Source organism: Streptomyces sp. NPDC058864 (assembly GCF_042742985.1).
GTDB lineage: Bacteria > Actinomycetota > Actinomycetes > Streptomycetales > Streptomycetaceae > Actinacidiphila.
Window position 1 is genome coordinate 93,043 of the sequence record NZ_JBHYMQ010000006.1, and the last position, 25,658, is coordinate 118,700.

General features: G+C 72.6%; 22 protein-coding genes. 7 read left to right on the top strand and 15 right to left on the bottom strand.

The window, feature by feature from the left end; genetic code table 11:
• The first annotated feature begins 259 nt into the window (after positions 1-259).
• Together serS and ACFW3D_RS07190 are read left to right on the top strand one after the other, a co-directional pair.
• Positions 260-1,537, top strand: coding sequence for a serine--tRNA ligase (gene serS / locus ACFW3D_RS07185; protein ID WP_500502359.1), 1,278 nt, complete (start codon positions 260-262; stop codon positions 1,535-1,537).
• Positions 1,534-2,349, top strand: a complete 816-nt coding sequence (locus tag ACFW3D_RS07190; protein ID WP_500502361.1) for a Cof-type HAD-IIB family hydrolase — start codon at positions 1,534-1,536, stop codon at positions 2,347-2,349. The genes serS and ACFW3D_RS07190 overlap by 4 nt, the downstream gene beginning before the upstream one ends.
• Here ACFW3D_RS07190 and ACFW3D_RS07195 read toward each other — a convergent pair.
• The 8 genes from ACFW3D_RS07195 to ACFW3D_RS07230 form a co-directional block, all read right to left on the bottom strand.
• On the bottom strand, positions 2,285-3,010 hold the full coding sequence (locus ACFW3D_RS07195) for a rhomboid-like protein (protein WP_500502364.1): 726 nt from the start codon (positions 3,008-3,010) through the stop codon (positions 2,285-2,287). The genes ACFW3D_RS07190 and ACFW3D_RS07195 overlap by 65 nt on opposite strands.
• A gap of 41 nt (positions 3,011-3,051) precedes the next feature.
• Positions 3,052-3,660, bottom strand: coding sequence for a YceI family protein (locus ACFW3D_RS07200; RefSeq protein ID WP_500502366.1), 609 nt, complete (start codon positions 3,658-3,660; stop codon positions 3,052-3,054).
• Positions 3,661-3,686: 26 nt separating this feature from the next.
• Positions 3,687-3,944: a hypothetical protein gene (locus ACFW3D_RS07205; protein ID WP_500502369.1), complete on the bottom strand. Its 258-nt coding sequence runs from the start codon at positions 3,942-3,944 to the stop codon at positions 3,687-3,689.
• A 108-nt stretch (positions 3,945-4,052) separates the two neighbouring features.
• On the bottom strand, positions 4,053-4,772 hold the full coding sequence (locus ACFW3D_RS07210; protein ID WP_500502371.1) for an ABC transporter permease subunit: 720 nt from the start codon (positions 4,770-4,772) through the stop codon (positions 4,053-4,055).
• Between the two features lie 23 nt (positions 4,773-4,795).
• A complete protein-coding gene (locus ACFW3D_RS07215) occupies positions 4,796-5,713 on the bottom strand; it encodes an ABC transporter ATP-binding protein (RefSeq protein ID WP_431958914.1) in 918 nt (305 codons plus the stop codon).
• A complete protein-coding gene (locus ACFW3D_RS07220; protein WP_500502373.1) occupies positions 5,710-6,615 on the bottom strand; it encodes an ABC transporter permease in 906 nt (301 codons plus the stop codon). The genes ACFW3D_RS07215 and ACFW3D_RS07220 overlap by 4 nt, the downstream gene beginning before the upstream one ends.
• The gene (locus ACFW3D_RS07225; RefSeq protein WP_499512942.1) at positions 6,602-7,516 is read right to left on the bottom strand and encodes an ABC transporter ATP-binding protein; all 915 of its coding nucleotides are present in this window, start codon (positions 7,514-7,516) and stop codon (positions 6,602-6,604) included. The genes ACFW3D_RS07220 and ACFW3D_RS07225 overlap by 14 nt, the downstream gene beginning before the upstream one ends.
• An 807-nt stretch (positions 7,517-8,323) precedes the next feature.
• Entirely contained in the window at positions 8,324-8,956 is a 633-nt protein-coding gene (locus tag ACFW3D_RS07230; protein ID WP_500502376.1) for a DUF6344 domain-containing protein, read from the bottom strand.
• Between the two features lie 381 nt (positions 8,957-9,337).
• On the opposite strand from ACFW3D_RS07230, the gene ACFW3D_RS07235 reads away from it, so the two are divergent.
• Complete coding sequence (locus ACFW3D_RS07235; protein WP_500502378.1) at positions 9,338-10,228, top strand: LLM class flavin-dependent oxidoreductase; 891 nt, start codon at positions 9,338-9,340, stop codon at positions 10,226-10,228.
• Here the strand turns inward: ACFW3D_RS07235 and ACFW3D_RS07240 are convergent.
• Positions 10,221-10,637: a DUF6083 domain-containing protein gene (locus ACFW3D_RS07240; protein ID WP_500502380.1), complete on the bottom strand. Its 417-nt coding sequence runs from the start codon at positions 10,635-10,637 to the stop codon at positions 10,221-10,223. The genes ACFW3D_RS07235 and ACFW3D_RS07240 overlap by 8 nt on opposite strands.
• A 108-nt stretch (positions 10,638-10,745) precedes the next feature.
• On the opposite strand from ACFW3D_RS07240, the gene ACFW3D_RS07245 reads away from it, so the two are divergent.
• Positions 10,746-11,606 carry an HAD family hydrolase gene (locus ACFW3D_RS07245; RefSeq protein ID WP_500502382.1) on the top strand — a complete coding sequence of 287 codons (861 nt, stop codon included), beginning with the start codon at positions 10,746-10,748 and terminating at the stop codon, positions 11,604-11,606.
• 15 nt (positions 11,607-11,621) lie between these two features.
• Here the strand turns inward: ACFW3D_RS07245 and ACFW3D_RS07250 are convergent, their stop codons facing one another.
• From ACFW3D_RS07250 to hisC, 5 genes are all read right to left on the bottom strand, one after another.
• Positions 11,622-12,752 carry a GAF domain-containing sensor histidine kinase gene (locus tag ACFW3D_RS07250; protein WP_500502384.1) on the bottom strand — a complete coding sequence of 377 codons (1,131 nt, stop codon included), beginning with the start codon at positions 12,750-12,752 and terminating at the stop codon, positions 11,622-11,624.
• Between the two features lie 27 nt (positions 12,753-12,779).
• On the bottom strand, positions 12,780-16,262 hold the full coding sequence (cydD, locus tag ACFW3D_RS07255) for a thiol reductant ABC exporter subunit CydD (protein ID WP_500502387.1): 3,483 nt from the start codon (positions 16,260-16,262) through the stop codon (positions 12,780-12,782).
• 13 nt (positions 16,263-16,275) lie between these two features.
• Positions 16,276-17,277 carry a cytochrome d ubiquinol oxidase subunit II gene (gene cydB / locus ACFW3D_RS07260; RefSeq protein WP_500502389.1) on the bottom strand — a complete coding sequence of 334 codons (1,002 nt, stop codon included), beginning with the start codon at positions 17,275-17,277 and terminating at the stop codon, positions 16,276-16,278.
• An 11-nt stretch (positions 17,278-17,288) separates the two neighbouring features.
• Positions 17,289-18,788, bottom strand: coding sequence for a cytochrome ubiquinol oxidase subunit I (locus ACFW3D_RS07265; protein WP_500502392.1), 1,500 nt, complete (start codon positions 18,786-18,788; stop codon positions 17,289-17,291).
• A gap of 156 nt (positions 18,789-18,944) precedes the next feature.
• Complete coding sequence (hisC, locus tag ACFW3D_RS07270) at positions 18,945-20,018, bottom strand: histidinol-phosphate transaminase (RefSeq protein ID WP_500502394.1); 1,074 nt, start codon at positions 20,016-20,018, stop codon at positions 18,945-18,947.
• A gap of 338 nt (positions 20,019-20,356) precedes the next feature.
• On the opposite strand from hisC, the gene ACFW3D_RS07275 reads away from it, so the two are divergent.
• The 3 genes from ACFW3D_RS07275 to ACFW3D_RS07285 all read left to right on the top strand — a co-directional run bounded on the left by ACFW3D_RS07275 (position 20,357) and on the right by ACFW3D_RS07285 (position 23,685).
• A complete protein-coding gene (locus ACFW3D_RS07275; RefSeq protein WP_500502397.1) occupies positions 20,357-21,457 on the top strand; it encodes a LacI family DNA-binding transcriptional regulator in 1,101 nt (366 codons plus the stop codon).
• A gap of 168 nt (positions 21,458-21,625) precedes the next feature.
• Positions 21,626-22,663, top strand: coding sequence for a metallophosphoesterase (locus tag ACFW3D_RS07280; protein ID WP_500502399.1), 1,038 nt, complete (start codon positions 21,626-21,628; stop codon positions 22,661-22,663).
• 161 nt (positions 22,664-22,824) lie between these two features.
• A complete protein-coding gene (locus ACFW3D_RS07285) occupies positions 22,825-23,685 on the top strand; it encodes a hypothetical protein (RefSeq protein WP_500502402.1) in 861 nt (286 codons plus the stop codon).
• 106 nt (positions 23,686-23,791) lie between these two features.
• Here ACFW3D_RS07285 and thiC read toward each other — a convergent pair whose 3' ends face one another.
• Positions 23,792-25,537: a phosphomethylpyrimidine synthase ThiC gene (gene thiC / locus ACFW3D_RS07290; RefSeq protein WP_500502404.1), complete on the bottom strand. Its 1,746-nt coding sequence runs from the start codon at positions 25,535-25,537 to the stop codon at positions 23,792-23,794.
• Positions 25,538-25,658 lie beyond the last annotated feature (121 nt).

Below are 25,658 nucleotides of genomic sequence, written 5' to 3' on the forward strand. Positions count from 1 at the left end.
ATCCACACCCGCTGTGGACAAGTGGCGGCGAAACCCCTCCCCCTGTGGATAACTCTCCGCTCCGGACCTGCCTCAACTGCCCTTGTCCACAGGCCACATGCCCTCCCCGGGGGGACGCGAAGAATTCGGTTGACGGTAACCGACCCGCCATTATCGGCCGTACGGCATTTCCCGCACCGCTCCTTTTGAAGCGGACATAACGCCTCATAAAGCACTTAACTTGTCGCGTCGCCACCCGGCGCACCGGTAGCCTGTTCCCGTGATTGACCTTCGCCTGCTTCGTGAGGACCCCGACCGTGTGCGCGCCTCCCAGCGCGCCCGTGGAGAGGACGTCGCGCTCGTCGACGCCCTGCTCTCCGCCGACGAGCGGCGCAGGTCGTCCAGTACCCGCTTCGACGAGCTGCGCGCGGAGCAGAAGTCGCTGGGCAAGCTCATCCCCAAGGCGCAGGGCGACGAGAAGGCCGGACTGCTCAAGAGGGCCGAGCAGCTCAAGGCCGCCGTCAAGGCCGCCGACGCGGAGCAGCACGAGGCCGCCGAGGAGGCGCAGCGCCTGCTGCTGCAGCTCGGCAACATCGTCCACCCGGACGCCCCCATCGGCGGCGAGGAGGACTTCGTCGTCAAGGAGGTCGTCGGCAGCCCGCGCGACTTCGCCGCCGAGGGCTTCGAGCCCAAGGACCACATCGACCTCGGCGAACTGCTCGGCGCCATCGACGTCGACCGCGGCGCCAAGGTCTCCGGCTCGCGCTTCTACTACCTGACCGGCGTCGGCGCCCTGCTGGAGCTGGCCCTGGTCAACGCGGCGATCGCGCAGGCCACCGCGGCCGGCTTCACCCCGATGCTGGTCCCGACGCTGGTCAAGCCGGAGGCCATGGCCGGCACCGGCTACCTCGGCCAGGTCGAGGACGACGTGTACTACCTGGAGAAGGACGGCCTGTACCTGGTCGGCACCTCCGAGGTCCCGCTCGCCGCGTACCACATGGACGAGATCATCGAGGCGTCCAGGCTGCCGCTGCGCTACGCGGGCTTCTCGCCCTGCTACCGGCGCGAGGCGGGTTCGTACGGCAAGGACACCCGCGGCATCATCCGCGTCCACCAGTTCGACAAGGTGGAGATGTTCGTCTTCACCCGCCCCGAGGACGCCGAGGCCGAGCACGCGCGGCTGGTCGAGTGGGAGAAGGAGTGGCTGACCTCGCTCGAGCTGCCCTACCGGGTGATCGAGCTGGCCTCGGGCGACCTCGGCTCCTCCGCGGCGCGCAAGTTCGACTGCGAGGCGTGGATCCCCACCCAGGGCAAGTACCGCGAGCTGACCTCGACCTCGAACACCACCGAGTTCCAGGCCCGCCGGCTCTCGGTGCGGCTGCGGGACGAGAAGGGCACCCGCCCGCTGGCCACGCTCAACGGCACGCTGTGCGCCATCCCGCGCACCATCGTCGCCATCCTGGAGAACCACCAGCAGGCCGACGGTTCGGTCCGCGTCCCCGAGGTGCTGCGCCCCTACCTGGGCGGCCGTGAGGTGCTGGAGCCGGTCGCCAAGTGACCGCTCCGCTCCCCTACCGTCTGGTCGCGACGGATCTCGACGGCACGCTGCTCGGCCCCGACCACACCGTCTCCGAACGTTCGCGCAAGGCGCTCGCCGCGGCCACCGCGGCGGGTGCCGACCACATCGTCGTCACCGGGCGCCCGGTGGCCCGTACGGTGCACGTCCTGGACGACCTCGGCTACGAGGGCCTGGCCGTCTGCATGCAGGGCGCGCAGGTCTACCACGCGGGGGAGCGCCGGCTGCTGACCTCGGTCACGCTGGACCGGCAGACCGCCCGGGCGGCGCTGGCCAAGATCGAGGCGGAGACCGGCCGGCTGGCCGTGGCGGCGGCACTCGACGGCGTGGACGGCGACATCGTGCTCGGCCCCGGCTACCGGCTGTTCGACTCCGAACTTCCGGTGGGCGGCGCCGTGGACGACGTGGAGGGGCTGTGGGCGTCGCCCGTCAGCAAGCTCTACATCCAGCACCCGCGGATGGACGACGACGAGCTCGCGCAGGCCGCGACCGCTGCGGCCGGCGGCCTGGTCAGCGCCGTGATGTCCGGTACCGGCATCGTGGAGCTGCTGCCGCTGGGCCTGTCCAAGGCCCGGGGGCTGTCGCTGGCCGCGCGGCGGCTGGGCGTGACGTCCGCGGAGACCATCGCCTTCGGTGACATGCCCAACGACCTGCCGATGTTCGAGTGGGCGGGCCACGGCGTCGCGATGGGCAACGCCCATCCACTGCTGAAGGCGGCCGCCGACGAGGTCACGGCCTCCAACAGCGAGGACGGGATCGCCCTGGTCCTGGAGCGGCTCTTCCCCGGGGCGTGAGCCCGCGGCACGCGAGGCCGGTCAGCAGGGCGATGACGTGTCCGAGGTCGGTGTAGGTGCGGCCCGGTGTGACCAGGGGGTACGCGAAGAAGCCCGCGGCGGCGAGCAGGTAGGGCAGCCGCCAGGGCGGTCGTACCCGGTGGGTGAGCACGCCGATGGCCCCGGCCAGCCCGTAGCTGACGCCGATGTCGACGGTGCGGGCGAGCGAGGCCGGCAGCCGGTCGGCGTGGATGCCGAGCAGGACGGCCTGCTGGCTGAGAACGCTCGCCCCGACGTGGGCCAGGGCCACGACGCAGAGCCAGCGCCGGGTGCCCAGCCAGCGTTCGGCGGGGGCGTGGACGGCCTCGAAGCAGAGCAGGTACAGCCCGAAGGCCGCCGGGGACTCGGTCCACAGGGCGCTGCCGAGCAGCGCGCGGACCGGCCGGGAGCCCAGCTCCGCCAGGTTGGTGCTGTTGTCGTGCAGCAGGAAGGACCGCAGTTCCGGCGGGGCGGCGGCCATGATGCAGCTGGTCACGGCGAGGACCAGGAGCCAGATGTGCGTCCCGGGGGTGGAGCGCACCCAGGCGCCCGGCTCGGGGACGACGACCCGGGCCGCCGCGCCGCGCAGTGCGGAGCGGCGGCGCCCGGTGCCGGCGGTGCCGGCCGTCTCGTCCGCTGCCATCCCCTCCATCGTGCGGCAGGGGGACGGCGACTTCAGCGGGTTCAGGCCGCCTTGATCGCGGAGATGTCGAAGGTCAGCTTGACCTTGTCGCTGATCAGGACGCCGCCACCCTCGAGGGCCGCGTTGTAGGTGAGGCCCCAGTCGCCGCGGTTGACGGTCGTGGAGCCCTCGAAGCCGACACGCAGGTTGCCGTAGGGGTCGGTGGCGGAGCCGTTGTAGGTGAAGTCGATGGAGACCGGCTTGGTGGTCTCCTTGATCGTGAGGTCACCGTGCATGCGGTAGGTCTCGTCGTCGACCTGTTCGGCGGAGGTGCTCCGGAAGCTGATCTCCGGGTACGTGGCGGCGTCGAAGAAGTCGCCGGTGCGCAGGTGCTCGTCGCGCTGGGCCTGGTTGGTGTCGATGCTGACGACCTTGATGGTGACCTCGGCGGAGGAGTTGGCCGGCTTGCCGCCGTCCAGCTGCAGCTTGCCCTCGTACTCCGCGAACTGGCCGCGCACGGTGGTGACCATGGCGTGGCGCACGGCGAAGCCGACCTCGCTGTGGGTCGGGTCGATGGTGTACTCGCCGGTCAGGTGTGCCAGGTCGGCGGACGGCGCGGTGGTGACGGCAGCGGTCTCGGCGGCGTCGCTCTTGCGGCTGAAGAGGCCCATGATGATCTCCTTGGGGACGTGTTGGTTTACGATTCAACCTCCTTCACCGTAACCGCATTCCCTTGAATTTTCAATGAGTCCTGTGACGTGGCCCACTTCCAGGGAACGGGAACGAAGCGCCGGCGGTCCCGGCCGCGGGACCACAGGCGGCGGAACCCGGCGGCGGAGCGCGCGGCGAGCGCGTCGATGCGGTGGGCCAGCTCCGGGCTGAACAGCGCGATGAGCAGGCCGAGGGCGGCCAGGAACAAGCCCACGGCGAAGAGCAGCGGAGTCTCGGACATCACGCCGCAAATCTGACAATCCGATGTGCGGACGTCAGGGGAGCACGGCCGCCCGGGCGGAAGAAGACCACCCGGGCGGCTTACGGGGGAACGGGCCCTAGGCCGGAACGATCACTCCTCGCCGGCCAGCGTCAGCGACCGCATCCGCTGCCCCGCGAAGGCCGTCGCGGCGAGGGTGACGCCGACCAGCAGCACCACCGCGAGCGGCAGCCCCACGTCGGAGGTCACCATGCCCTCGCCGGCGATCCTCTGGGCCAGCGCCAGGGCCCACTGCTGCACGCTCAGCGTGCGCGCCCCCGGCACCAGGCTGCCGATCAGCGACTCCCAGATCAGCGCGTAGACCAGGCCGAAGACCACCGCCTGCCGGGTCACCACGCCCAGCAGCAGGAAGATCGCCGCGTACGTGACGGAGGCGACCGCCGCGGCGGCGGTGAACGCGACCGCGATGCCCTGGCTGTTGCCGTTGAGGATGAACCCGGCGATCAGGGTCGGCACCGCCGAGAAGACCACCGACACCGCGATGGCGACCAGCAGCTTCGTGACGATGATCGTCGGCCGCCGCACCGGCTTGGCCAGCAGGTAGATGATCGAGCCGTCGTCGATCTCCGGCCCGATGGCGCCGGTGCCGGCGATCACGCCGACCAGCGGCACCATCGTCGCCAGCGCGAAACCGCCCAGCACCGAACTCGCGATGGAGTCGTCGGCGCCGACCAGCACCCGCACCGCCACGGAGATCAGGATCAGCAGCGCGGGCAGGGCGAACAGGACCAGGGCCCGGCGGCGGCCCAGCAGCCCCCGGTAGGTCAGCCTGGCCACGGTGGGATTGAACATCGGAGCTCCTTACAGCCGTGTGCCTACGCCGTGACCAGGTAGGAGAAGACGCTCTCCAGGGACTCGTCGGACGGCGAGACCGTGTAGAGCCGGATGCCCCGCTCCCGCGCGACGCGCGGCAGCAGCTCGGTGAAGCCGGCGAAGTCGATCGCCTGGATGCGCAGCGCCCGCTCCTTCCAGTCCAGCTCGATGGCGGCCGTGGAACCGTCCGCGATCAGCGCGGCGGCGAGCGCCCGGTCGTCGCTGGAGCGCACCAGGTAGCGGTGCGGCCGGTCCGTCATGAGCCGGCGGATCTTGCGGAAGTCGCCCGAGGCGGCGTGCCGTCCGGCGACCACCACCTCGATGTGGCTCGCCAGCTGCTCGACCTCCTCCAGGATGTGCGAGGAGAACAGCACCGTGCGGCCCTCGGCGCCCATCCGCCGCAGCAGGTCCATCAGGTGCAGCCGCTGCCGGGGGTCCATGCCGTTGAAGGGCTCGTCCAGCAGCAGCACCGACGGGTCGTGCACCAGCGCGGAGGCCATCTTGGCGCGCTGCCGCATGCCCTTGCTGTACGTGGAGACCGGGCGGTCCTGGGCGAACTCCATCTCGACCGTGGCCAGGGCGCGCTGCGCCGCCGCCCCCGGATCGGCCAGCCCGTGCAGCTCGGCGTTGGCGACCACGAACTCGCGGGCCGTCAGGAAGTCGTACATCGCCTCGCGCTCGGGGACGATGCCGATGTGCCGGTACACCTGCTCGTTGCGCCAGACCGTGGCGCCGTCGAGGGTGACGGTGCCGGCCGAGGGGGCCAGGAAACCGCCCATCATGTTGATCAGGGTGGACTTGCCCGCGCCGTTGGGGCCGAGCAGGCCGGTGACGCCGGGGCCGATCGTCATCGTCACGTCGTTGACGGCGACGACGTTGCCGAACCAGCGGGACACATGGTCGATGGACAGGGTGGTCACGACAGAACGGCCTTTCGGTAGCGGCGCATCAGCAGGCCGAAGGAGCCGGCGATCACGGCGAGGAGGACGAGGAGGTAGACCGTGCCGACGACCGCGGTCTTCGGGCCCGCGCCTTCGACGAAGCTGGAGGTCGCGCCCAGCCACCAGGTCTGCGTGCCGTCGATCAGCGTGATCGGCGAGAACAGGCCCAGCCAGGCGATCACGGTCTCGTTGCCGTTGATGGAGGCCACGCCCTGGACGCTGCTCACCGCGCCGTACGAGAGCGTGAACACGGCGATGACCGCGGCGACGCCGAAGCCCCGGCGCGGCGTCAGCGCCGCGATGACCAGGCCGATGCCCGAGAACAGCATCGACAGCAGCAGCGCGGCGAGCATCGCCTTGGCGAAGCCCGCGCTCTGGTCGCTCACGTCGAACTTGGCCAGCAGCGCCCCGATGTACATGACCAGCAGCGGCGTCCCGGTGAGGATGAACAGCGCCGTGGTCAGCGCCGCGAACTTCGACGCGACGTAGTCGACCGCCTCGATCGGACGGGAGAAGTACAGCGGGGTCGTCTTGAACCGCAGGTCGAGCGAGACGGACTGCGGAGCCTGTGCGGCCAGGTAGAGGCCGATGACCGCCTGCATGATGATCACGTACTGGGTGTACTCGATCGGCAGCTTGGTCGCCTTGGTGCCGATCGCGACCGCGACCATGATCGCGGCCGGGCCGCACATCACGGCCAGCAGGATCATCGGCAGCACCTTGGACTTCGCCGAACGGCCGAGCCCGTACGCGCTGCGCAGGCTCTGGACGTACAGCGACTTGCGCGCGTACCCACGGCCCAGGCGCGGGCCGTCGTAGTGCCGGTAGCCGATGTCGTGGATGACGTCGGCGGCGGGCGGCCTGCCCTCAAGCTGCGTCATGCTCGTCCCCTCCCCGGAAGATCTCGGCGATGCGGTGCCGGTGCTGCTCCATGCGCACCAGGCCCGTGCCGAGCTCCGCGACCGCGTCGCGGACCGCGTCGTACGTCTCGTCCCCGTCGATGTCGACCATGACCAGCCGGCCGTCCGCGTGCGCGTTGAGCCCGGCGGCGGTCAGCTTCTCCACCAGCTCGTCCTCGTGCTCGGTGACCTCGACGGTGAGCGAGGCGGTCGCCTGCGTGAAGTCGCTGGTCGAGGAGGAGCGCAGGAGGGAGCCGCCGTCGATGACGACGATGTGGTCGCTGGTGCGCTCCAGTTCACCGAGCAGGTGCGAGGTGACCAGCACGGAGATGCCGAACTCGGTGTGGACGCGGCGGATCAGCTCGAGCATGTCGTCACGGCCGACGGGGTCCAGCCCGTTCGTCGGCTCGTCGAGCAGCACCAGCCGGGGGTCGTGGACCAGCGCCTGGGCCAGTTTCACCCGCTGCTTCATGCCCGTGGAGTACCCGCCCATGGGGCGGTACCGCTCCTCGTACAGGCCGACGTGGCGGAGCGTGTCCGCGGTGCGCTCGCGCGCGGCGGCCGGCGGCAGCCCCGAGATGCGGGCCATGTGGACGACGAACTCCGTCGCCGACACGTCCGGGGGCAGGCAGTCGTGCTCCGGCATGTAGCCCACATGGGCGCGGATCGCCGCGCCCTCTGTCGCCACATCCATGCCCAGGACGGCGGCCCGGCCTTCCGTGGCCGGCGCCAACCCGAGGAGGATCTTGATCAGGGTCGACTTGCCGGCTCCGTTGGCACCGACCAACCCGGTCACGCCGGGTGCGATGTCGACGGTGAGCCGGTCCAGAGCGGTCACCCTCGGGTACCGCTTCGTCAGGCTTTCGGTAGCGATCACAGTCACGCCACGAACCTAGTGGCGCGGGCCACACCCCGTCGTCAGTCTGGGGGGCGGTTGTGCGTAGTCCTTCGGGTTGACCTCCCCGTAGGGGAGGCGATGCTCACGTCCGTCTTGCCGGGTTTCCTCCTGCGGGTCGCGCGGTTCAGCCGTGGCGGGGCGTCGTCCGGGAGCACGGTCGGCTCCACCGGTCGCCCCCGACGGGCCGGACCCCGCGGTGCTGCCGCGTGGTGCTGCGTCGGGTCGTGGGGTGCGGGCGCGCATGCGGGCACGGGTGCGGATGCACGGATGTGCGTGTACGTCGCTCGCGTGGGAGGTGCGGGGGTGTGCGATGCGTGGGTGTGCGGTGCGTGGGTGTGCCTGCCTCGCCGTACGCGCGGATGCGGCGGTGGGGGCCGCCGTCGTGCGCGGGCGAGTCGGCGACCGGACGGTCCGTGGCCCGCGGGTGGGGCCGGGTCGGGCCGGCGGTGACCGTCACAGCCTCGGGGGTGCGGGTCGTCTCCGGCATCGTCGTCCTCGTTCTCGTGCTCGTTCTCGTGCTCGTGGTCCTGCTCCGGGTGGTGCCGGGGGTCGTGCTCACCGCCGTGCTCCGGGCCGGGGCCGTGTGTGCGACCGTCGTCCGGGGAGTCCGGACGGTTGCGCTGGAGCGGGCGCCGTGTCCGGCGCCGTGCCGGTGCTGGTGCTGGTGCGCTTGTCCTCGGACGGTCCGCTCGACGCGGTCCTGCGGGGACTTCGGGGGCGGTACGGCTTGACGTTCCGTCAACGGAGGCCGTGCGGCATGCCGTACCGGCTGGTCACGTGCGTCCGCGGCGGTCATGCGCAGAGCGCCCACTCGCGGCGGGGGGTACGGGCCGGGGCCTCGGTCACGTCGCTCAGCGCGGGATCGAGGCCGGCGTCGCCGATCGGACGGGTGCGCACGCGGGCCACGGGCGAGGCGCCGTGGGCCTCGGCGCGGATGCGCTGCTTCATCGTCGGCGGCAGGGACTGGGCGTCGGCCGCGGCGGTCAGACAGGGCGCCGGGACGAAGGGTGCGGACGGCTCGGGCACGACGGGTTCGTCGCGGTACGGCGTGAGGGACGACCGACGCGACGCGCTGCGGGACGGCGGGACCTCGGATGTGCGTCGGGCGGGCGCGGCACGGAGGCCCGGTTCGGAACGGAGCCCCGGTTCGACGCGGAGGCCTGGTTCGACGCGCAGTCCGGTACCGGACGCGGCGGCACCCACGGCCACGGGTTGTGGCGCCGGTTCCGTCCGCGGGGCCGGTGCCCAGCGCTGCACCGCCTCGGCGGTCGGCAGGAACCGGGTGCCGGGGACGGTCTCCGGTCGCGGCGCGGCCGGAGCCGTGCTACGCGACGCCGGGACGGCGAACCCGAAGTACGCGACCATCTTGAGCAGGAGCGTCACGAAGACGTCCCAGAACGTCCTGACATGGTTGTTGGCAGCCATGACCTCTCACTTCCTTCGGTGAGTCGGGAGCGACTAATCCGATGATGCGGAAGTGAGCACGAAATCCTCGGTGCCGCACCCCGAGGGTGCCGATATTCCGATCAACACCACCCGGGTGGCCCAGCCGTGCCCCGGGCGGCCGCTCCGGCCACGGCCTTTCGGCGCGGTGCGCCCCGAGTTGCGGCCCCTCACCCCTCGGGGTAGCGGTCGAGGATCCGGCCGGGGCGCCTGCGGGGCGGTCCCGCGCTCCCGTGACGTGCGCGGGCACCGGCCGGGCGGGCCCGGCTCGCCGAGGGGTTTCCACCGGACGGCGGCTGCCGGCCCGATCACCCGACCGCTTCGGACCGGGCGCTCCGAGGGCCACCCCGTAGGGTGGGGAACATGCGCCTGAGCACTGTGATCCTGCCGATCTACCGCTGGCACGAGCAGGGGCGGGAGGTGTGGCGGCGGGCCGAGGAGCTCGGCTTCCACTCCGCCTACACCTACGACCACCTGTCGTGGCGGAGCTTCCGCGACGGCCCGTGGTTCGGGGCGGTGCCGACGCTGACGGCGGCGGCCGCGGCGACGGAGCGGATCCGGCTGGGCACGCTCGTGACCTCGCCGAACTTCCGGCACCCGGTGACGCTCGCCAAGGAGCTGATCACCCTCGACGACGTCAGCGACGGGCGGCTGACGCTCGGCATCGGCGCCGGCGGGGTGGGCTACGACGCGACCGCGCTGGGCCAGGTCGCGTGGACCCCGCGCGAACGGGCCGACCGCTTCGGCGAGTTCGTCGCCGTGCTGGACCGGCTGCTGACGGAGCCGGTGGTGAGTTACGAGGGCGAGTTCTACTCGGCGCACGAGGTGCGGAACGTCCCCGGCTGCGTGCAGCGGCCCCGGGTGCCCTTCGCGGTGGCGGCGACCGGCCCGCGCGGACTGCGGCTGGCGGCACGCTACGGCCAGGCATGGGTGACCTACGGCGACCCGAAGGGCCCGGCGGACGTGCCGGTGGACAAGTGCCCCGAGGTCGTCTCGCACCAGTACGACCAGCTGGAGATCGCCTGCGCGGAGATCGAGCGCGATCCGGGCGAGCTCGACCGCATCCTGCTGACCGGGTCCACGGCCGAGCGCCCGCTGGAGTCGCTCGACGCCTTCGTCGACTTCGCGGGCCGCTACGCGGAGGCCGGCATCACGGAGATCGTGCTCCACTGGCCGGTACCGGACTCCGTCTACGCGGCGGACGAGAAGGTCTTCGAGCGCATCGCCACCGAGGCGCCGGCCCAGCTCAGTTGAGCCGGCGGCGGGCGTTGCGCCGCCACTGGCCGAGCAGCACGGGCGACGCCGCGGGCGGCGGGCCCGCGGGACAGACGTCGAAATGGCTGATCCGGCAGGTGTCGGAGGGCACGGCGGCACGCAGGTTGACCGCCGTGCCGTCGCCCGCGATGCGCCAGCGGCGGCCGGCCGGGACGGCGGCCAGGGGCCACTCGCCGGGCTCGACCAGGATCCAGTGACCGCCGGCGGTGCGGTGGCGGTGGGCGGCGCAGGCGCACCGGCCGCAGGTCGTGGCGGTGCCGGCCGCCGGGTCGACGACGGGTATCGCGGTGCGCGCGGCCAGGCGGATGCCGTCCACGACGGTCGGCAGAGCGTCGGCCAGGAGCACCGGTTCCCGGTCGGGCTGCTCTTCACAACGCAGAAGGGCCATGGCGAGATGGTGGCACCCGGCACTGACAACGGCGACGGAGAGTGTGGCGGTGATCGCACTCCGCACCCGCCTGCTGTCATATGCACGCACATGGGGGACCATGGGTCGGTGACCTCAGCCACCCAGCATCCCCGGACCCCGGACGCCACCCTCGCGGCCCCCGCGCCGCGGCTGATCGCCACCGATCTGGACGGCACGCTCCTGCGCGACGACAAGACCGTTTCGGCCCGGACGATCGCCGCCCTGGCGGACGCCGAGGCCGCGGGCATCGAGGTCTTCTTCGTCACCGGCCGCCCCGCCCGGTGGATGGACGTCGTCGCCGCGCACACCGCCGGCCACGGCATGGCGATATGCGCCAACGGCGCCGCCGTCTACGACCTGCACCGCGGCAGGCGGCTGCTGGCGGCCTACCCCCTCGACCCGCGGGACGCCCTCGCGGTCATCGCGGCCCTGCGCACCGCCGTCCCCGGCACGACCTTCGCCGTCGAGCTGACCGGCGGTTTCGCGTACGAGCCGGAGTACCCGCCGTACGCGCCCGCCCCCGACGCGGTCGTCGCCCCGGTGGAGCACCTGCTGGACGGCGCGCGGCAGGGCCAGCCCGTGCTGAAGCTGCTGGCCAAACACCCCTCCATCGACCCGGACGTGTTCCTGCGCACCGCGCGCGCGGTGGCCGGGGAGCACGCCGAGATCACCAGGTCCAGCGCGTCGGCGCTGCTGGAGATCAGCGGCACGGGGGTCAGCAAGGCGACGACGCTCGCGCGCTGCTGCGCGGACCTCGGCATCGCAGCCGAGGAGGTGGTGGCCTTCGGGGACATGCCCAACGACCTCGCCATGCTGTCCTGGGCGGGCACCTCCTACGCCGTCGCCAACGCCCACCCCGACGTGCTGGCCGCCACGACGCACCGCACCGCGGCGAACGAGGAGGACGGCGTGGCCCGCGTCATCGAGCGGATCCTCGCCGCCCGCTGACCCCGCCCGGCCGGCTCACAGGGGCGCCTCCCAGGCCAGCGTGGTGCCCTTGCCGTCCGGCCCCGGCCCGAAGGTGGACTCGCCGCCGAGCGACTCCGCGCGGCGGGCGAGGTTGCGCAGCCCGCTGCGCCGCCCGGTCTCGGGGATGCCGACGCCGTCGTCGGAGACGATGAGCCGCACCCCCTCGCGGCCGTCGGCGAGCACGGCGGTGGCGTCGAGCACCACCTCGACCCAGGTGGCGCCCGCGTGCCGCTGCACGTTGGACAGCGCCTCGCGCAGCGCCGCCACGAGGTTGCGGGCGCTGAGCGCGCCGACCCGGTGGTCGACGGGTCCGACGAAGCGGACGGAGGGCGGGAAGCCCAGGCCACGCGCGGCGGAGCCGGTCTCGCGCAGCACCTGGGCGCGCAGTCCCGACGGTGCGTCGTCCCCTGGCTCCTGCTGCAGCGCGAAGATCGCCGTCCGCACCTCCTGGATGGTGGCGTCCAGTTCCTCGACCGCGTGCGCGATGCCCTCCTCGGCGTCCGGCGGGAGCGCCTTGCGCCGGGCCCCCTGGAGCATCAGGCCCGTCGCGAAGAGCCGCTGGATGACGAGGTCGTGCAGGTCGCGGGCGATCCGGTCGCGCTCCTCGTAGACGGCCAGCCGGTTGCGGTCGCGCTGCGCGTCCGCGAGCAGCAGGGCAAGCGCCGCCTGCGCCGCGAACTGGGTGGCCACAAAGCGCTCGTCCTCGGTGAAGCCCGGCACGCCGTGCGTCCTGGGCAGCGCGAGCGCGCCCATCACATGGCCGCTGCTCTGCAGCGGCAGGATCATGCAGGCGCCGAAGCGCGGGGCGATCGCCGTGGTCATCCGGTCGTCGGCCGAGGCGTCCTCCACGAACACCGGCTCGCCCGCCATCAGCGGTGCCACGGGCGGGCTGTCCGCCTCGAGCACCGTGCCGACCAGGCCCGCGGGCTGCTCGGCCGAGACGGCGACCACCTCGAGGCCTCCCTCGACGGTCGGCAGCAGCACCAGCCCCGCGTCGGCCCCCACGAGCGCGCGGGCCTGCTCGGCGACGACGTCGAGCGCGTCCTCGCCCGGTTGTTCGTCCGCCAGCAGCGCGCTGGTGACCGAGCCGACGGCGTCCAGCAGCTTGGCCAGTGGTTCTGCCATACGGCGAGCCTAGGGCGGTGCCGCGTCCTACGCCGTGATCGACTCCGGCTCCGGCGCGCCCGGTGCTCCGGCCGCGCGCTCGCGGTCCAGTCCGCGGCGGAACGGGCCGTCGGCGGCGGCCAGCTCCGGGTGCGTACCGCGCTGGACGACCCGGCCGCGGTCGAGGACGAGGATCTCGTCGACCTCCTCCAGACCGGTGAGGCGGTGGGTGATCAGCACGGTCGTCCGGCCCGTGGTCGCGGCCAGCAGATCGGCGGTCAGGGCGTCGGCGGTGGGCAGGTCGAGGTGTTCGGCCGGCTCGTCGAGCACCAGGACGGGGAAGTCGGCGAGCAGCGCGCGGGCCAGCGCCAGGCGCTGGCGCTGGCCGCCGGACAGGCGGGTGCCGTGCTCGCCGACCGGCAGGTCGAGGTCCAGGTCGAGCCGGGCCGCGGCGAGCGCCTTCCGCAGTTCCGCGTCGTCCGCGCCGGGGCGGGCCAGGCGCAGGTTCTCCCGGACCGTGCTGTCGAAGGCGTACTCGTCCTGGGCGCACAGGCCGACCAGGCGGCGCACCGCGTCGCCGTCGAGGGACGTGGCGTCAGTGCCCGCGAGGGTGTACGTGCCCGCTTCGACGTCCAGGAAGCGCAGCAGCACATGGGCGAGGGTCGTCTTGCCCGATCCGGAGGGGCCCACGACGGCGATCCGGCGACCGGGGGTCAGCTCCAGACCGACGCCGTCCAGCGCGGGCCGCGGCTGCCCCGGGTGGCGGGCGGTGAGCCCGCGCAGCACCAGGGGGTGGGGTCCGGCGGGCGCGGCCGCGGGGTGTTCCGGCTCCCGTACGGGCTCGGGGGTGTCGAGCACGTCGTGGACGCGCCGCGCCGCCTGCCGGCTGCGCTGCCGGTACTGCGCGGCGAGCGGCATGGCCGCCACCGCCTCGAAGGCGGCGAGCGGGGTGAGCACGACGACCGCGAGCGCGACCCCGGACAGTCCGCCGCCTGCCACCGCCCGCACGCCCGCCCAGGCGCAGACCGTGACGGTGAGTCCGCTGACCAGTGCGCTGAGCCCGGCCCCGAGCGCCGCGCCGGCCGCGGACCGGGCCGCGATCCGGGTGAGCACGCGGTCCGCCTCGGCCGCCTTGGCGCGGCGCCCCGGCAGTGCCCCGGCGACGGTCAGTTCGGCGGTGCCGGTGAGGACCTCGACCACCTGGGCCGCCAGTTCGCCGCGGGCGGGGGCGAGGGCGCGTTCGGCGCGCCGGGCGAGGGCCGCGGACGCGGCCGGTACGGCCGCGCCCGCGGTGAGCAGTCCCACCGCCAACGCCGCTCCGGCGCCGGGCAGCAGCCACGTGGTGAACGCGGCCGCCGCGGTGCCGGTGAGCACGGCGGCGCCGGCCGGGAGCAGCCAGCGCAGGAAGTAGTCCTGCAGGCCGTCCACGTCGGCGACCAGGCGGGAGAGCAGGTCGCCGCGCCGGGTGTCCCGCAGCGCTGCGGGTGCAAGCCGTTCCAGCCGGCCGTACACCGTGACCCTGAGGTCGGCGAGGGCGCGGAAGACGGCGTCGTGCGCGACCAGGCGCTCGGCGTAGCGGAAGACCGCCCGGCCGATCCCGAAGGCCCGGGTCGCGGTGACCGCGACCATCAGGTACAGGACCGGCGGTTGCTGGGAGGCCCGGGATATCAGCCAGGCCGAGGTCGCCATCAGACCGACGGCGCTCAGCAGGGCGAGGGTGCCGAGCAGCAGCGCGAGGGCGAACCGCGGCCGCAGCGGCGAGGCCGTCCGGCGCACCCGGGTCAGCGGGGCGGGGGCCGGGGAGGACGGGGAGGACGGAGAGGACGCCGGCGGGGCGACGGCGTGGGCGGCGCCCAGGGGTTCGGGGGCGGGCGCGGCGGCCGCGGTCCGGGCGGGGCGCTCGGCGGCGGCCGGCACGGCGCGCCGCGGAGCGCCGTCGAGCCGTACCGTGCGGTCCGCCACGGCGAGCAGCGCGGGACGGTGGACCACGAGCAGCACCGTGCGACCCGTCGCGAGCCGCCGGACGGCGTCGACCACGGCCGCCTCGGTCTCGCCGTCCAGGGCCGCCGTGGGCTCGTCGAGCAGCAGCAGCGGCCGGTCGGCGAGGAACGCCCGGGCCAGCGCGACGCGTTGCCGCTGGCCGGCGGAGAGCCCGGCCCCGCCCTCGCCGACCGCCGTCGCGGGGTCGAGTTCCGGGGCGCCGGCGTCCCGGAGCGCGGCGCGGACCTCGGCCGGGCTCGCGTCCGGCCGGGCCAGCCGTACGTTGTCGGCGATGGTCCCGGCGAACAGGTGCGGCCGCTGGGGGACCCAGGCGATCTGCCGGTGCCAGCCGGCCGGGTCGTGGGCGGCGAGGTCGGTGCCGCCGGCCAGCACCCGTCCCGAGGTCGGCTCGGTGAAGCCCAGCAGCACGGAGAGCAGGGTGCTCTTGCCGATACCGCTGGGGCCGGTGAGGGCGATCGTCTCGCCGGGGGAGACCCGCAGGGAGACCGGGCCGAGGCGGCCCTGCACGGCGACCCGGTCCAGTTCGACGACCGCGGTCCGCAGATCGGGGGCCGGAGCCGTGCCGCGGCGGGGCGGCGCGGTCTCCAGGACGGCGAAGACCTCGTCCGCGGCGGAGAGCCCCTCGGCGGCCGCGTGGTAGTGCGCGCCCACCTGGCGCAGCGGCAGGTACGCCTCGGGCGCCAGGACGAGGATGACCAGCCCGGTGCGGAGGTCGAGTTCGCCGTGGACCAGCCGCATGCCGACGCCGACGGCGACCAGGGCGACGGAGATGGTGGAGAGCAGTTCCAGGGCGAAGGAGGAGAGGAAGGTGATGCGCAGCGTCCGCATCGTGGCGCGCCGGTGGTCGGCGGTGATGGCGCGGATGGACTCGGCCTGGGCCTTGGCCCGGCCGAAGACCTTGAGGGTGGGCAGGCCGGCCACGACGTCGAGGAAGTGGCCGGACAACCGGGCGAGCAACTGCCACTGACGGTCCATGCGGGCCTGGGTGGCCCAGCCGATGAGGACCATGAAGACCGGGATGAGGGGGAGCGTCAGGGCGATGGTGAGCGCCGAGATCCAGTCCTCGGTGACGATGCGGGCGAGGACGGCGGCGGGCACCACGACGGCCAGGCCCAGTTGGGGCAGATAGCGGGCGAAGTATCCGTCCAGGGCGTCGATTCCCCGGGTGGCGAGAGCGGTGAGCTCCCCGGTGCGACGCTCGGTGAGGCCTGCCGGGCCGAGCGCGGTGACGTGCTCCAGCAGCCGCGTGCGCAGCTGGGACTTGACGGCTGCGGAGGCGCGGTGCGCGCACAGTTCGGTGAGCCAGGAGACGGCCGCCCGGCCGGCCGCGACGCCGGCGAGCAGCAGCAGCGGGGTGCGCAGCGCCCCGGCGTCGAGACCGTCCTCGAAACCCCCGACGACGATCTCCGCGACGATCATCGCCTGCGCGATGACCAGGCCCGCACCGGCGAGACCGAGCAGGACGGAGACGGCGAGGAACACACGGGTCGCGCGGGCGTACCTCAGGAGCCGGGGGTCGACGGGTTTCACGTGAAACAGCTCCTCAGTGCGCTTCGGCGATGTGCTGGGTGCCGATCCGCTTGCGGAACACCCAGTACGTCCATGCCTGGTAGAGCACGACCAGCGGGGCCGCGATCGCGGCGCACCAGGTCATGATCTTCAGCGTGTACGGGGTCGAGGAGGCGTTCTCCACCGTCAGGCTCCACGCCGGGTCCAGCGTGGAGGGCATGACGTCCGGGAAGAGCACCAGGAAGAACATCGCCACCACGGCGACGACGGTGACCCCGGAGAAGGCGAACGCCCAGCCCTCGCGGCCCCTCAGGTTGGCGCCCAACGCGGCGAGCAGCGCGAGAACGGCGACGGCCGCGGCGGCCAGGCTCCAGGCGTCGCCGCCGCTGCCCTGCGTCCAGGCCAGGAAGGCGACCGCGAGCACCGCGGTGACCGCTCCGGCCCGGGTGGCGAAGCGGCGGGCGCGGGCGCGGATGTCGCCGAGGGTCTTCAGCGCCGCGAAGACCGCGCCGTGGAAGGTGAAGAGGCTGAGCGTGACGAGCCCGCCGAGCAGGGCGTAGGGGCCGAGCAGGTCCAGGACCCCGCCGGTGTACTCGCCCGAGGCGTCGATCTCCACCCCGTGCACGATGTTGGCGAACGCCACGCCCCACAGGAACGCGGGGAGCAGTGAGGTCCAGAAGATCGCCTGCTCCCAGGCGGTCTGCCAGCGTTCGCTGCTGCGCTTGGCCCGGTACTCGAAGGCGACGACCCGGACGATCAGGCAGAGCAGGATCGCCAGGAGCGGCAGGTAGAAGCCGGAGAAGAGGGTGGCGTACCACTCGGGGAAGGCGGCGAAGGTGGCGCCGCCGGCGGTGATCAGCCAGACCTCGTTGCCGTCCCAGACCGGGCCGATGGTGTTGATCAGCACCCGCCGCTCGGGGCGGTCGCGGGCGAGCAGCCGGGTGAGGACGCCGATGCCGAAGTCGAAGCCCTCGAGGAAGAAGTAGCCGGTCCACAGGACCGCGATGAGGACGAACCAGACGTCGTGGAGGTGCATGCCGTCTCTCCCTAGTACGAGAAGGCCATCGGGCGGTCGGCGTCGCCGCCGATCTTCGTGGGGGGATTCAGGTCGGCCTCGGTGAGCTCGGGCGGCCCGGCCTTGGCGTACTTGACCAGGAGCTTGACCTCGACGACGGCGAGGACGGCGTAGAGCGCGGTGAGGACGATCAGCGAGGTCAGCATCTCGGCGGTGGAGACGCCGGGGGAGACCGCGTCCTCGGTGCGCAGCAGTCCGTACACCACCCACGGCTGGCGGCCGTTCTCGGTGAAGATCCAGCCCCAGGAGTTGGCGATCAGCGGGAAGCCCATGGTGAGCAGCCCGATCCGCCAGTACCAGCGGGACAGCGCCGGGGAGAGGGCGGTGTTCCTGGTGAGCATCAGCCGCGGCGGCTCGTCCTCGGCGGTGCGCAGGTCCTCGGCGAGCCAGAACCTGCGGCGGGTGAGCCAGAGTCCCGCCAGGCCGACCGCGAAGGAGGTCATGCCGAAGCCGATCATCCAGCGGAAGCCCCAGTAGGCGACCGGGATGTTCGGCCGGTAGTCGCCGGGACCGTACTTCTCCTGTTCGGCCTTGTTGACGTCGTTGATGCCGGGGACGTACGAGTCGAAGTCGTCGTGGGCGAGGAAGGACAGCAGGCCGGGGACCTCGACGGCCACGGAGTTGTGGCCCTTCTCGACGTCGCCGTAGGCGAAGATCGAGAAGGGTGCCGGGGCCTCGCCGTCCCACAGGGCCTCGGCCGCGGCCATCTTCATCGGCTGCTGCTCGTACATGACCTTGCCCAGCCGGTCGCCGCTGATCGCGGTGAGCAGGCCGGCGACGACCGCGGTGACCAGGGCGAGGCGCAGCGAGGTCCGCATGACGGCCACGTGCTTGCGCCGGGCCAGGTGGTAGGCCGATATGCCGATCATGAAGGCGGCGCCGGTCAGGAAGGCCGCGGTCAGCGTGTGGAAGACCACGACGAGGGTGGTGTTCTGGCTGAGCACCGCCCAGAAGTCGGTCAGCTCCGCTCGGCCGGTGACCTTGTTGTAGCGGTAGCCGACCGGGTGCTGCATCCAGGAGTTCGCGGCGAGGATGAAGTACGCGGACAGGATCGTGCCCAGCGAGACCAGCCAGATGCAGGCCAGGTGGAGCTTCTGCGGGAGCTTGTCCCAGCCGAAGATCCACAGGCCGATGAAGGTGGACTCGAAGAAGAAGGCGATGAGTGACTCGAAGGCGAGCGGGGCGCCGAACACGTCGCCGACGAAGCGCGAGTAGTCCGACCAGTTCATGCCGAACTGGAACTCCTGGACCAGGCCGGTGGCCACGCCCATGGCGATGTTGATCAGGAAGAGCTTGCCCCAGAACTTGGTCGCCCGGAGGTACTTCTCCTTGCCCGTGCGCACCCAGGCGGTCTGGAGGCCGGCGGTGAGGGCGGCGAGGGAGATCGTGAGGGGGACGAAGAGGTAGTGGTAGACGGTCGTGATGCCGAATTGCCATCGCGCGACGGCAACGGAGTCCAGTGCCAGGTCCACGTCACGCCTCCTAACATGCCGAGCTTGTGAAAGTGAACGCATTCACAAGCTCAGTATGCCGCACACGCTTTCGCCCCCTCACACCGGGGGGTGGGAGGGGGCGAAAGGGGGCATGCTACGACGCCCCGTGGCACCCGGGACACTGCGAGGGGACGGTCACAGCTCCTTCCGGAAGGCCTCCGCCGTGCGGAGCAGGACGTCGTTGGCGGCCTCCTCGCCGACCGTGATCCGCACTCCCTCCCCCGCGAACGGACGGACGGTGACGCCGGCCCGCTCGCAGGCCGCGGCGAAGTCGGTGGTGCGCTCCCCCAGCCGCAGCCACACGAAGTTGGCGTGCGTCTCCGGCACCGTCCAGCCCTGCGCGGTCAGCCCGTCGAACACCCGGGTCCGCTCGGTGACCAGCGCGTCGACCCGCTGCAGCAGCGCCGCCTCCGCGCGCAGCGAGGCCACCGCCGCGTCCTGGGCGAGCTGGCTCACGCCGAAGGGGACGGCCGTCTTGCGCAGCGCCGCGGCGACCGGCTCGTGCGCGATCGCGAACCCCACGCGCAGTCCGGCGAGCCCGTACGCCTTGGAGAAGGTACGCAGCACCGCCACGTTGGGACGGTCGCGGTAGACCTCGACGCCGTCCGGCACCTCCGGGTCGCGGATGAACTCCTTGTACGCCTCGTCCAGCACGACCAGCACGTCGGGCGGGACGCGGTCCAGGAAGCGCTCCAGCGCGGCCCGGCGGACCACGGTGCCGGTGGGGTTGTTGGGGTTGCAGACGAAGACCAGCCGCGTCCGGTCGGTGATCGCCGCGGCCATCGCGTCCAGGTCGTGGGTCTCCTCCGCGTCCAGCGGCACGCGCACCGAGGCCGCCCCGGTGATCTGCGTGATGATCGGATAGGCCTCGAAGGACCGCCAGGCGTAGACGACCTCGTCACCCGGTCCCGCGGTCGACTGCAGCAACTGCTGCGCGACACCGACCGAGCCGGTGCCCGTCGCGATGTGCTCCACCGGCACGCCGAAGCGGTGCGCCAGTTCGGCGTGGAGGGCCGTGCACGCCATGTCCGGGTAGCGGTTGAAGTTCTCCGCGGCGGCGGTGGCCGCCTCCAGGACACCCGGCAGCGGCGCGTAGGGGTTCTCGTTGGAGGACAGCTTGTAAGCGGTCACTCCGTCATCCACGGCCGGGGGTCTGCCCGGCTTGTACGTGGGGATGCCGTCCAGTTCGCGGCGCAGTTTGGGGCTCATGCCCCACACCATACGAGCGCCCGCCCGGCCGGGGGAGGCCTTGCGGCACACGGGCGTGGGGCAGGGGCTCACGACGAACGGAGCAGGTGGCGCCGCGCACTGCGCGCCGGTGGCGCGCGCGGTGGCGCGCATCCCTCGTAGGGGTGAGTTGATGGCCGCGCACACCGCGCGGGGCGGGGCCGGCGGCGCCCCGTGACGGAGCCGCGACCTGCCGTAGGCACCGGCCGCCACCTGCGCTTTCCCGGCCGCCCCCGGCGCCGCGGGTGGGGAAACGTATCTGTCAACGCCTTCTCCGGCACCCCGCGAAAGGACCACCCGACCCCTACTATCACCACGCCATGACAGCAGCAGGGAAGCACCAGGCGAGCCGGCCCGTCGGACGCCGGCTGGAGCGGGCCGGCATCAGGGACGTGGCCGCCGCGGCCGGGGTCTCGATCACCACCGTCTCCGACGCGCTCAACGGCAAGGGCCGACTGCCCGACGCCACCCGCCGTCACGTCCGTGAGGTCGCCGACCGGCTGGGGTACCGCCCCTCCGCCGCCGCCCGCACGCTGCGCACCGGACGGTCGGGGCTGATCGGCCTGACCGTGACGACGTACGGGGAAGAACCCTTCACCTTCACGGAGTTCGCCTACTTCGCCGAGATGGCCCGGGCCGCCACCTCCGCCGCGCTCGCCCGCGGCTACGCCCTGGTCATCCTGCCGGCCTCCTCCCGGCACGACGTGTGGAGCAACGTCGCGCTGGACGGCACCGTCGTGATCGACCCCTCCGACCACGACCCGATGGTCACCGAGCTGGTGCGGCAGGGCATCCCCGTGGTCAGCGACGGCCGTCCGACCGGCAGCCTGCCCGTCCGGGCCTGGGTGGACAACGACCACGAGGCCGCCGTGCTCGGCATCCTGGAGCACCTCGCCGAGGCCGGGGCCCGCAGGATCGGCCTGCTCACCGGTACCAGCACCGACACCTACACCCGGCTGTCCACCACCGCCTACCTCAGCTGGTGCGAGCGGATCGGCCAGGAGCCCGTCGTCGAGGCCTACCCCGCCCACGACCCGTGCGCCGGCGCCGTCGCCGCGGACCGCCTGCTGGCCAGGCCCGACCGTCCCGACGCCGTCTACGGCCTCTTCGACCCCAACGGCACCGACCTGCTCGCCGCCGCCCGCCGCTACGGGCTGCGCGTGCCCGACGACCTCCTGCTGGTCTGCTGCAGCGAGAGCACGGTCTACGCGACGACCGAGCCCCCGATCACCACGCTCTCCCTCAAACCGGGCCGGATCGGCACCGCGGTCGTCCAGCTGCTCATCGACGCCATCGAGGGCGTGGACGCGGGCCGCCCGGTGCAGCAGGTCATGCCGACCGACCTGATCGTCCGCACCTCCTCCCAGCGGCGCTCGCCGCGGACCACCATCAGTCCGCCCCGCGGGCCCGCGGGAGGATAGGAACGGGCGCCCCCGGGGCGAGAAGGGTCCACCCCGGGGGGATTTGTCCGCACCGGATGAAATCGCTATCAGCAGGTGTGTCACGCCACGACAGCGTCATTCCTATGATGGGCGGATGGTGGCGCGACGGTGGAGGGGTCGATGACTCAGGGGGCAGGTCAGGGACCCATGCCCGGTACCTCGTACGGCTGGTCTCAGGACCCCGCGGAGGCGGTGGCGCACGCTGCGCCCATGACGCCGTCGGCGCACCCCGCCGATGCCGTCGGGGCCCCGCCCGGACATCCGGCCGGGCACGAACCGACCGTGATCGACGAGCAGATGATGCCGCCGGAGTACACGCCCACGCAGCGCGACCTCCCGGTGGTCACCGCGGCCGACACCCGGGCGCTCGGCCCGCTGTACGCCGTCGGCGACGTCCACGGCTACCTGGACCGGCTGCACGAGGCCCTGTACGCGACGGGGCTGATCGACTCCGAGGGCCACTGGGCGGCCGGCAACGCCCGTCTGTGGTTCCTCGGCGACTTCACCGACCGCGGCCCCGACGGCATCGGCGTGATCGAGCTCGTCATGCAGCTGTCCGCGGAGGCCGCCGCGGCCGGCGGATACGCCAGGGCCCTCATGGGCAACCACGAACTGCTGCTGCTCGGCGCCCACCGCTTCGGCGACACCCCGGTGAACTCCGCCGCCGGCACCGCCTCCTTCCTCGCCGCCTGGCGCCTCAACGGCGGCCAGACCAGCGACATGGAGCGGCTGCAGGACCACCACATCGCCTGGATGTCCCGGCTGGACGCGGCCGCCCTCACCGACGGCCACCTGCTGCTGCACTCCGACACGACCGCGTACCTGGAGTACGGCACCACCATCGACGCGATGAACGACGCCGTCACCGGCATCCTGCAGCGTGGCGACGCCGACGAGTGCTGGGAACTGTTCCGCAAGTTCACCCGGCGCTTCGCCTTCCGCGGCGAGTCGGGCCCGCAGGCCGCCCGCGAGCTGCTGGACACCTACGGCGGCCACCGCGTCGTACACGGTCACAGCCCCATCCCGTACCTGCTCGGCGAGCCCGGGGCCGAGCCCGGCGCCGAGCAGCCGGACCGCTCCGCGGTCGTCGAGGGGCCGCACGTGTACGCGGAGGACCTGGCGGTGGCCATGGACGGCGGGGTGACCATGGACGGCAAACTCCTGGTCGCACAGCTGCCGTTGTAGACCCCGAAACCCCCATTTTCCGGAAACACTCTGTCACCGCGTCACCTCCGCGCTCTACCATCGGGATATCCGTAGGCAGCTTCTCCTCCGCTTCCGCCCAGCCGGACCGGACCTTCGTCCTTCGTGAACCCCGGGAGGAACCGGAGACGGAGCATCGGGGGATGCACATGAACAGCGCTCCACACCTGCTGACCGAGGACCGCCCGGAGTTCGAGCGAGCCCTCGACACGGCTCTGCACTCGGAGGGCACGCGGGCCGCCCTCGCCGACGCGCACAGCCGCCTCAACGCCGAGCAGTTGCGCACCATGGCGCTCAACGCGGCCGAGCCCATCTCGGCCTGCGCCGCGCCCGAGTACGAGCAGTTCGTCAAGGTCCGCGAGGCCTTCGCGGAGCAGCGCCGCGAGGCCCGCACCGCGACCGTGCCGGGCCTCGGCTACGCGGCCGCGGCGGCCCCGGTCGCCGCGGACGGCTCGGGTGCCGGGCTGTTCGCCGTCGTCGCCGTGCTCACACCGATCCTGGCGGGCACGGCCGCCGTCATCTTCCTCGTGCTCGGGTACGCCCTGCGCTTCGGGCACCCCGAACCGGCGATCGCCCAGCCGCTGCGGCAGGCCGGCTGGCTCTTCGCGGCCGTCGCCGTCTGCGGCATCGTCATCGGCATGGTCGGACTGCTGCTCACCGCGCTGCGCAACGGCCGGGCCGCCCTCCACGACCCCGCGGGCGACGAGCCCCGCGACGTCGCGCTCGCCCGTGAGCTGTGGCGCCGGGCGCTGCTGGAGCGGGGGCTGCAGCCCTTCCTCGACGACGCCCTCGCCAAGGCCGCCGACGCCGCGCCCACCGCCCCCACCGCGACCACCGGCGGCGGCAGCCCCCGGATGCCGCGGCTCGGTTACTCCCGCCCGGACTTCTCCAGCCCCGGCCACGAGTCCTCCCCCGAGCCCGGGGACCGCTTCACCAGCCCGGACTTCACGAGCCCCGACTTCTCCAGCCCCGACTTCGGCGGCCCGGACCACAGACCCGACTGACCCGGCGGGCCGGGGCGGCCCACCGGTCGTGGTCCGGACGCTCGCCCCGGTCGGCGTGCCCGTTGCTCCGGCGGCCCGCCGGGGCGGGCCGCCGGAGGAACCCGGATCAGTCGGCGATCGGGAGGTAGACCCGGTTGCCCGAGGCCGCGAACTCCTTGGACTTCTCCAGCATTCCGGCCTCGATCTCCTCCGGGGTGCCGCCGTGTTGGCGGCGGATGTCCTGGGAGATCTTCATCGAACAAAATTTCGGCCCGCACATGGAGCAGAAGTGCGCGGTCTTGGCCGGCTCCGCCGGGAGCGTCTCGTCGTGGAACGCCCGAGCCGTGTCCGGGTCGAGGGCCAGGTTGAACTGGTCCTCCCAGCGGAACTCGAAGCGGGCGTCGGAGAGCGCGTCGTCCCACTCCTGCGCGCCGGGGTGGCCCTTGGCGAGGTCGGCGGCGTGGGCGGCGATCTTGTAGGTGATGACACCGGTCTTGACGTCGTCGCGGTCGGGCAGGCCCAGGTGCTCCTTGGGCGTGACGTAGCAGAGCATGGCCGTGCCCCACCAGGCGATCATCGCGGCGCCGATGCCGGAGGTGATGTGGTCGTAGGCGGGCGCGATGTCGGTGGTGAGCGGGCCGAGGGTGTAGAACGGCGCCTCCTCGCAGATCTCCTGCTGGAGGTCGATGTTCTCCTTGATCTTGTGCATGGGCACGTGCCCCGGCCCCTCGATCATGGTCTGCACACCGTGCCGCTTGGCGACGGTGTTGAGTTCGCCGAGCGTGCGCAATTCCGCGAACTGGGCCTCGTCGTTGGCGTCCGCGATCGAGCCGGGCCGCAGGCCGTCGCCCAGGGAGTACGTGACGTCGTAGGCGGCGAGGATCTCGCAGAGCTCCTCGAAGTTCTCGTAGAGGAAGCTCTCCTTGTGGTGCGCCAGGCACCAGGCCGCCATGATCGACCCGCCGCGGGAGACGATGCCCGTCTTGCGGCGGGCGGTCAGCGGGACGTACCGCAGCAGCACACCGGCGTGGACCGTCATGTAGTCGACGCCCTGCTCGGCCTGCTCGACGACGGTGTCCTTGTAGATCTCCCAGCTCAGTTCCTCGGCCTTGCCGTCCACCTTCTCCAGGGCCTGGTAGAGGGGGACGGTCCCGATCGGGACCGGGGAGTTGCGCAGCACCCACTCGCGCGTGGTGTGGATGTTGCGGCCGGTGGAGAGGTCCATGACCGTGTCGGCGCCCCAGCGGGTGGCCCAGGTCATCTTGTCCACCTCCTCCTCGATGGAGGAGGTGACCGCCGAGTTGCCGATGTTGGCGTTGACCTTCACCAGGAACCGCTTGCCGATGATCATCGGCTCGATCTCCGGGTGGTTGACGTTCGCCGGCAGGACGGCCCGACCCGCCGCGATCTCCTCGCGGACGACCTCGGGGGAGACGCCCTCGCGGATCGCGACGTACTCCATCTCCGGGGTGATCTCGCCCCGCCGTGCGTACGCGAGCTGGGTCACCGGCTGTCCGGGCCGGCCGCGCCGGGGGAGGCGGGGACGGCCGGGGAAGACGGCGTCGAGGTTGCGCAGGCCGCCGCGGGGCGAGGTGTGCTTGAGGCCGTCGTCCTCGGGGCGGACGGGGCGGCCGGGGTACTCCTCGGTGTCGCCGCGGGCGGTGATCCAGTTCTCCCGCAGCGGCGGCAGGCCGCGGCGGACGTCGGTGGTGACGTTCGGGTCGGTGTACGGGCCGGACGTGTCGTACAGCGTCACGTCCCGGCCGTTGGTCAGGTGCACCCGGCGGACGGGGACCTGCACGTCCGGGCGGGACCCGGTCATGTAGCCCTTGTGCCAGCCGATTTCGCGCGCGTGTGCATCCTGCATGGTCATGAGACCCACTCCCTACGCCGGCATTACCCGGTAACAGGTTCAGCGGTCGGCGCAGCTGGCGGCCTTCGGCCGGTCAGCGCCCTCTCAGCCCGGTGCTCCGAGCTCCCGCGTTTGCAAAGGT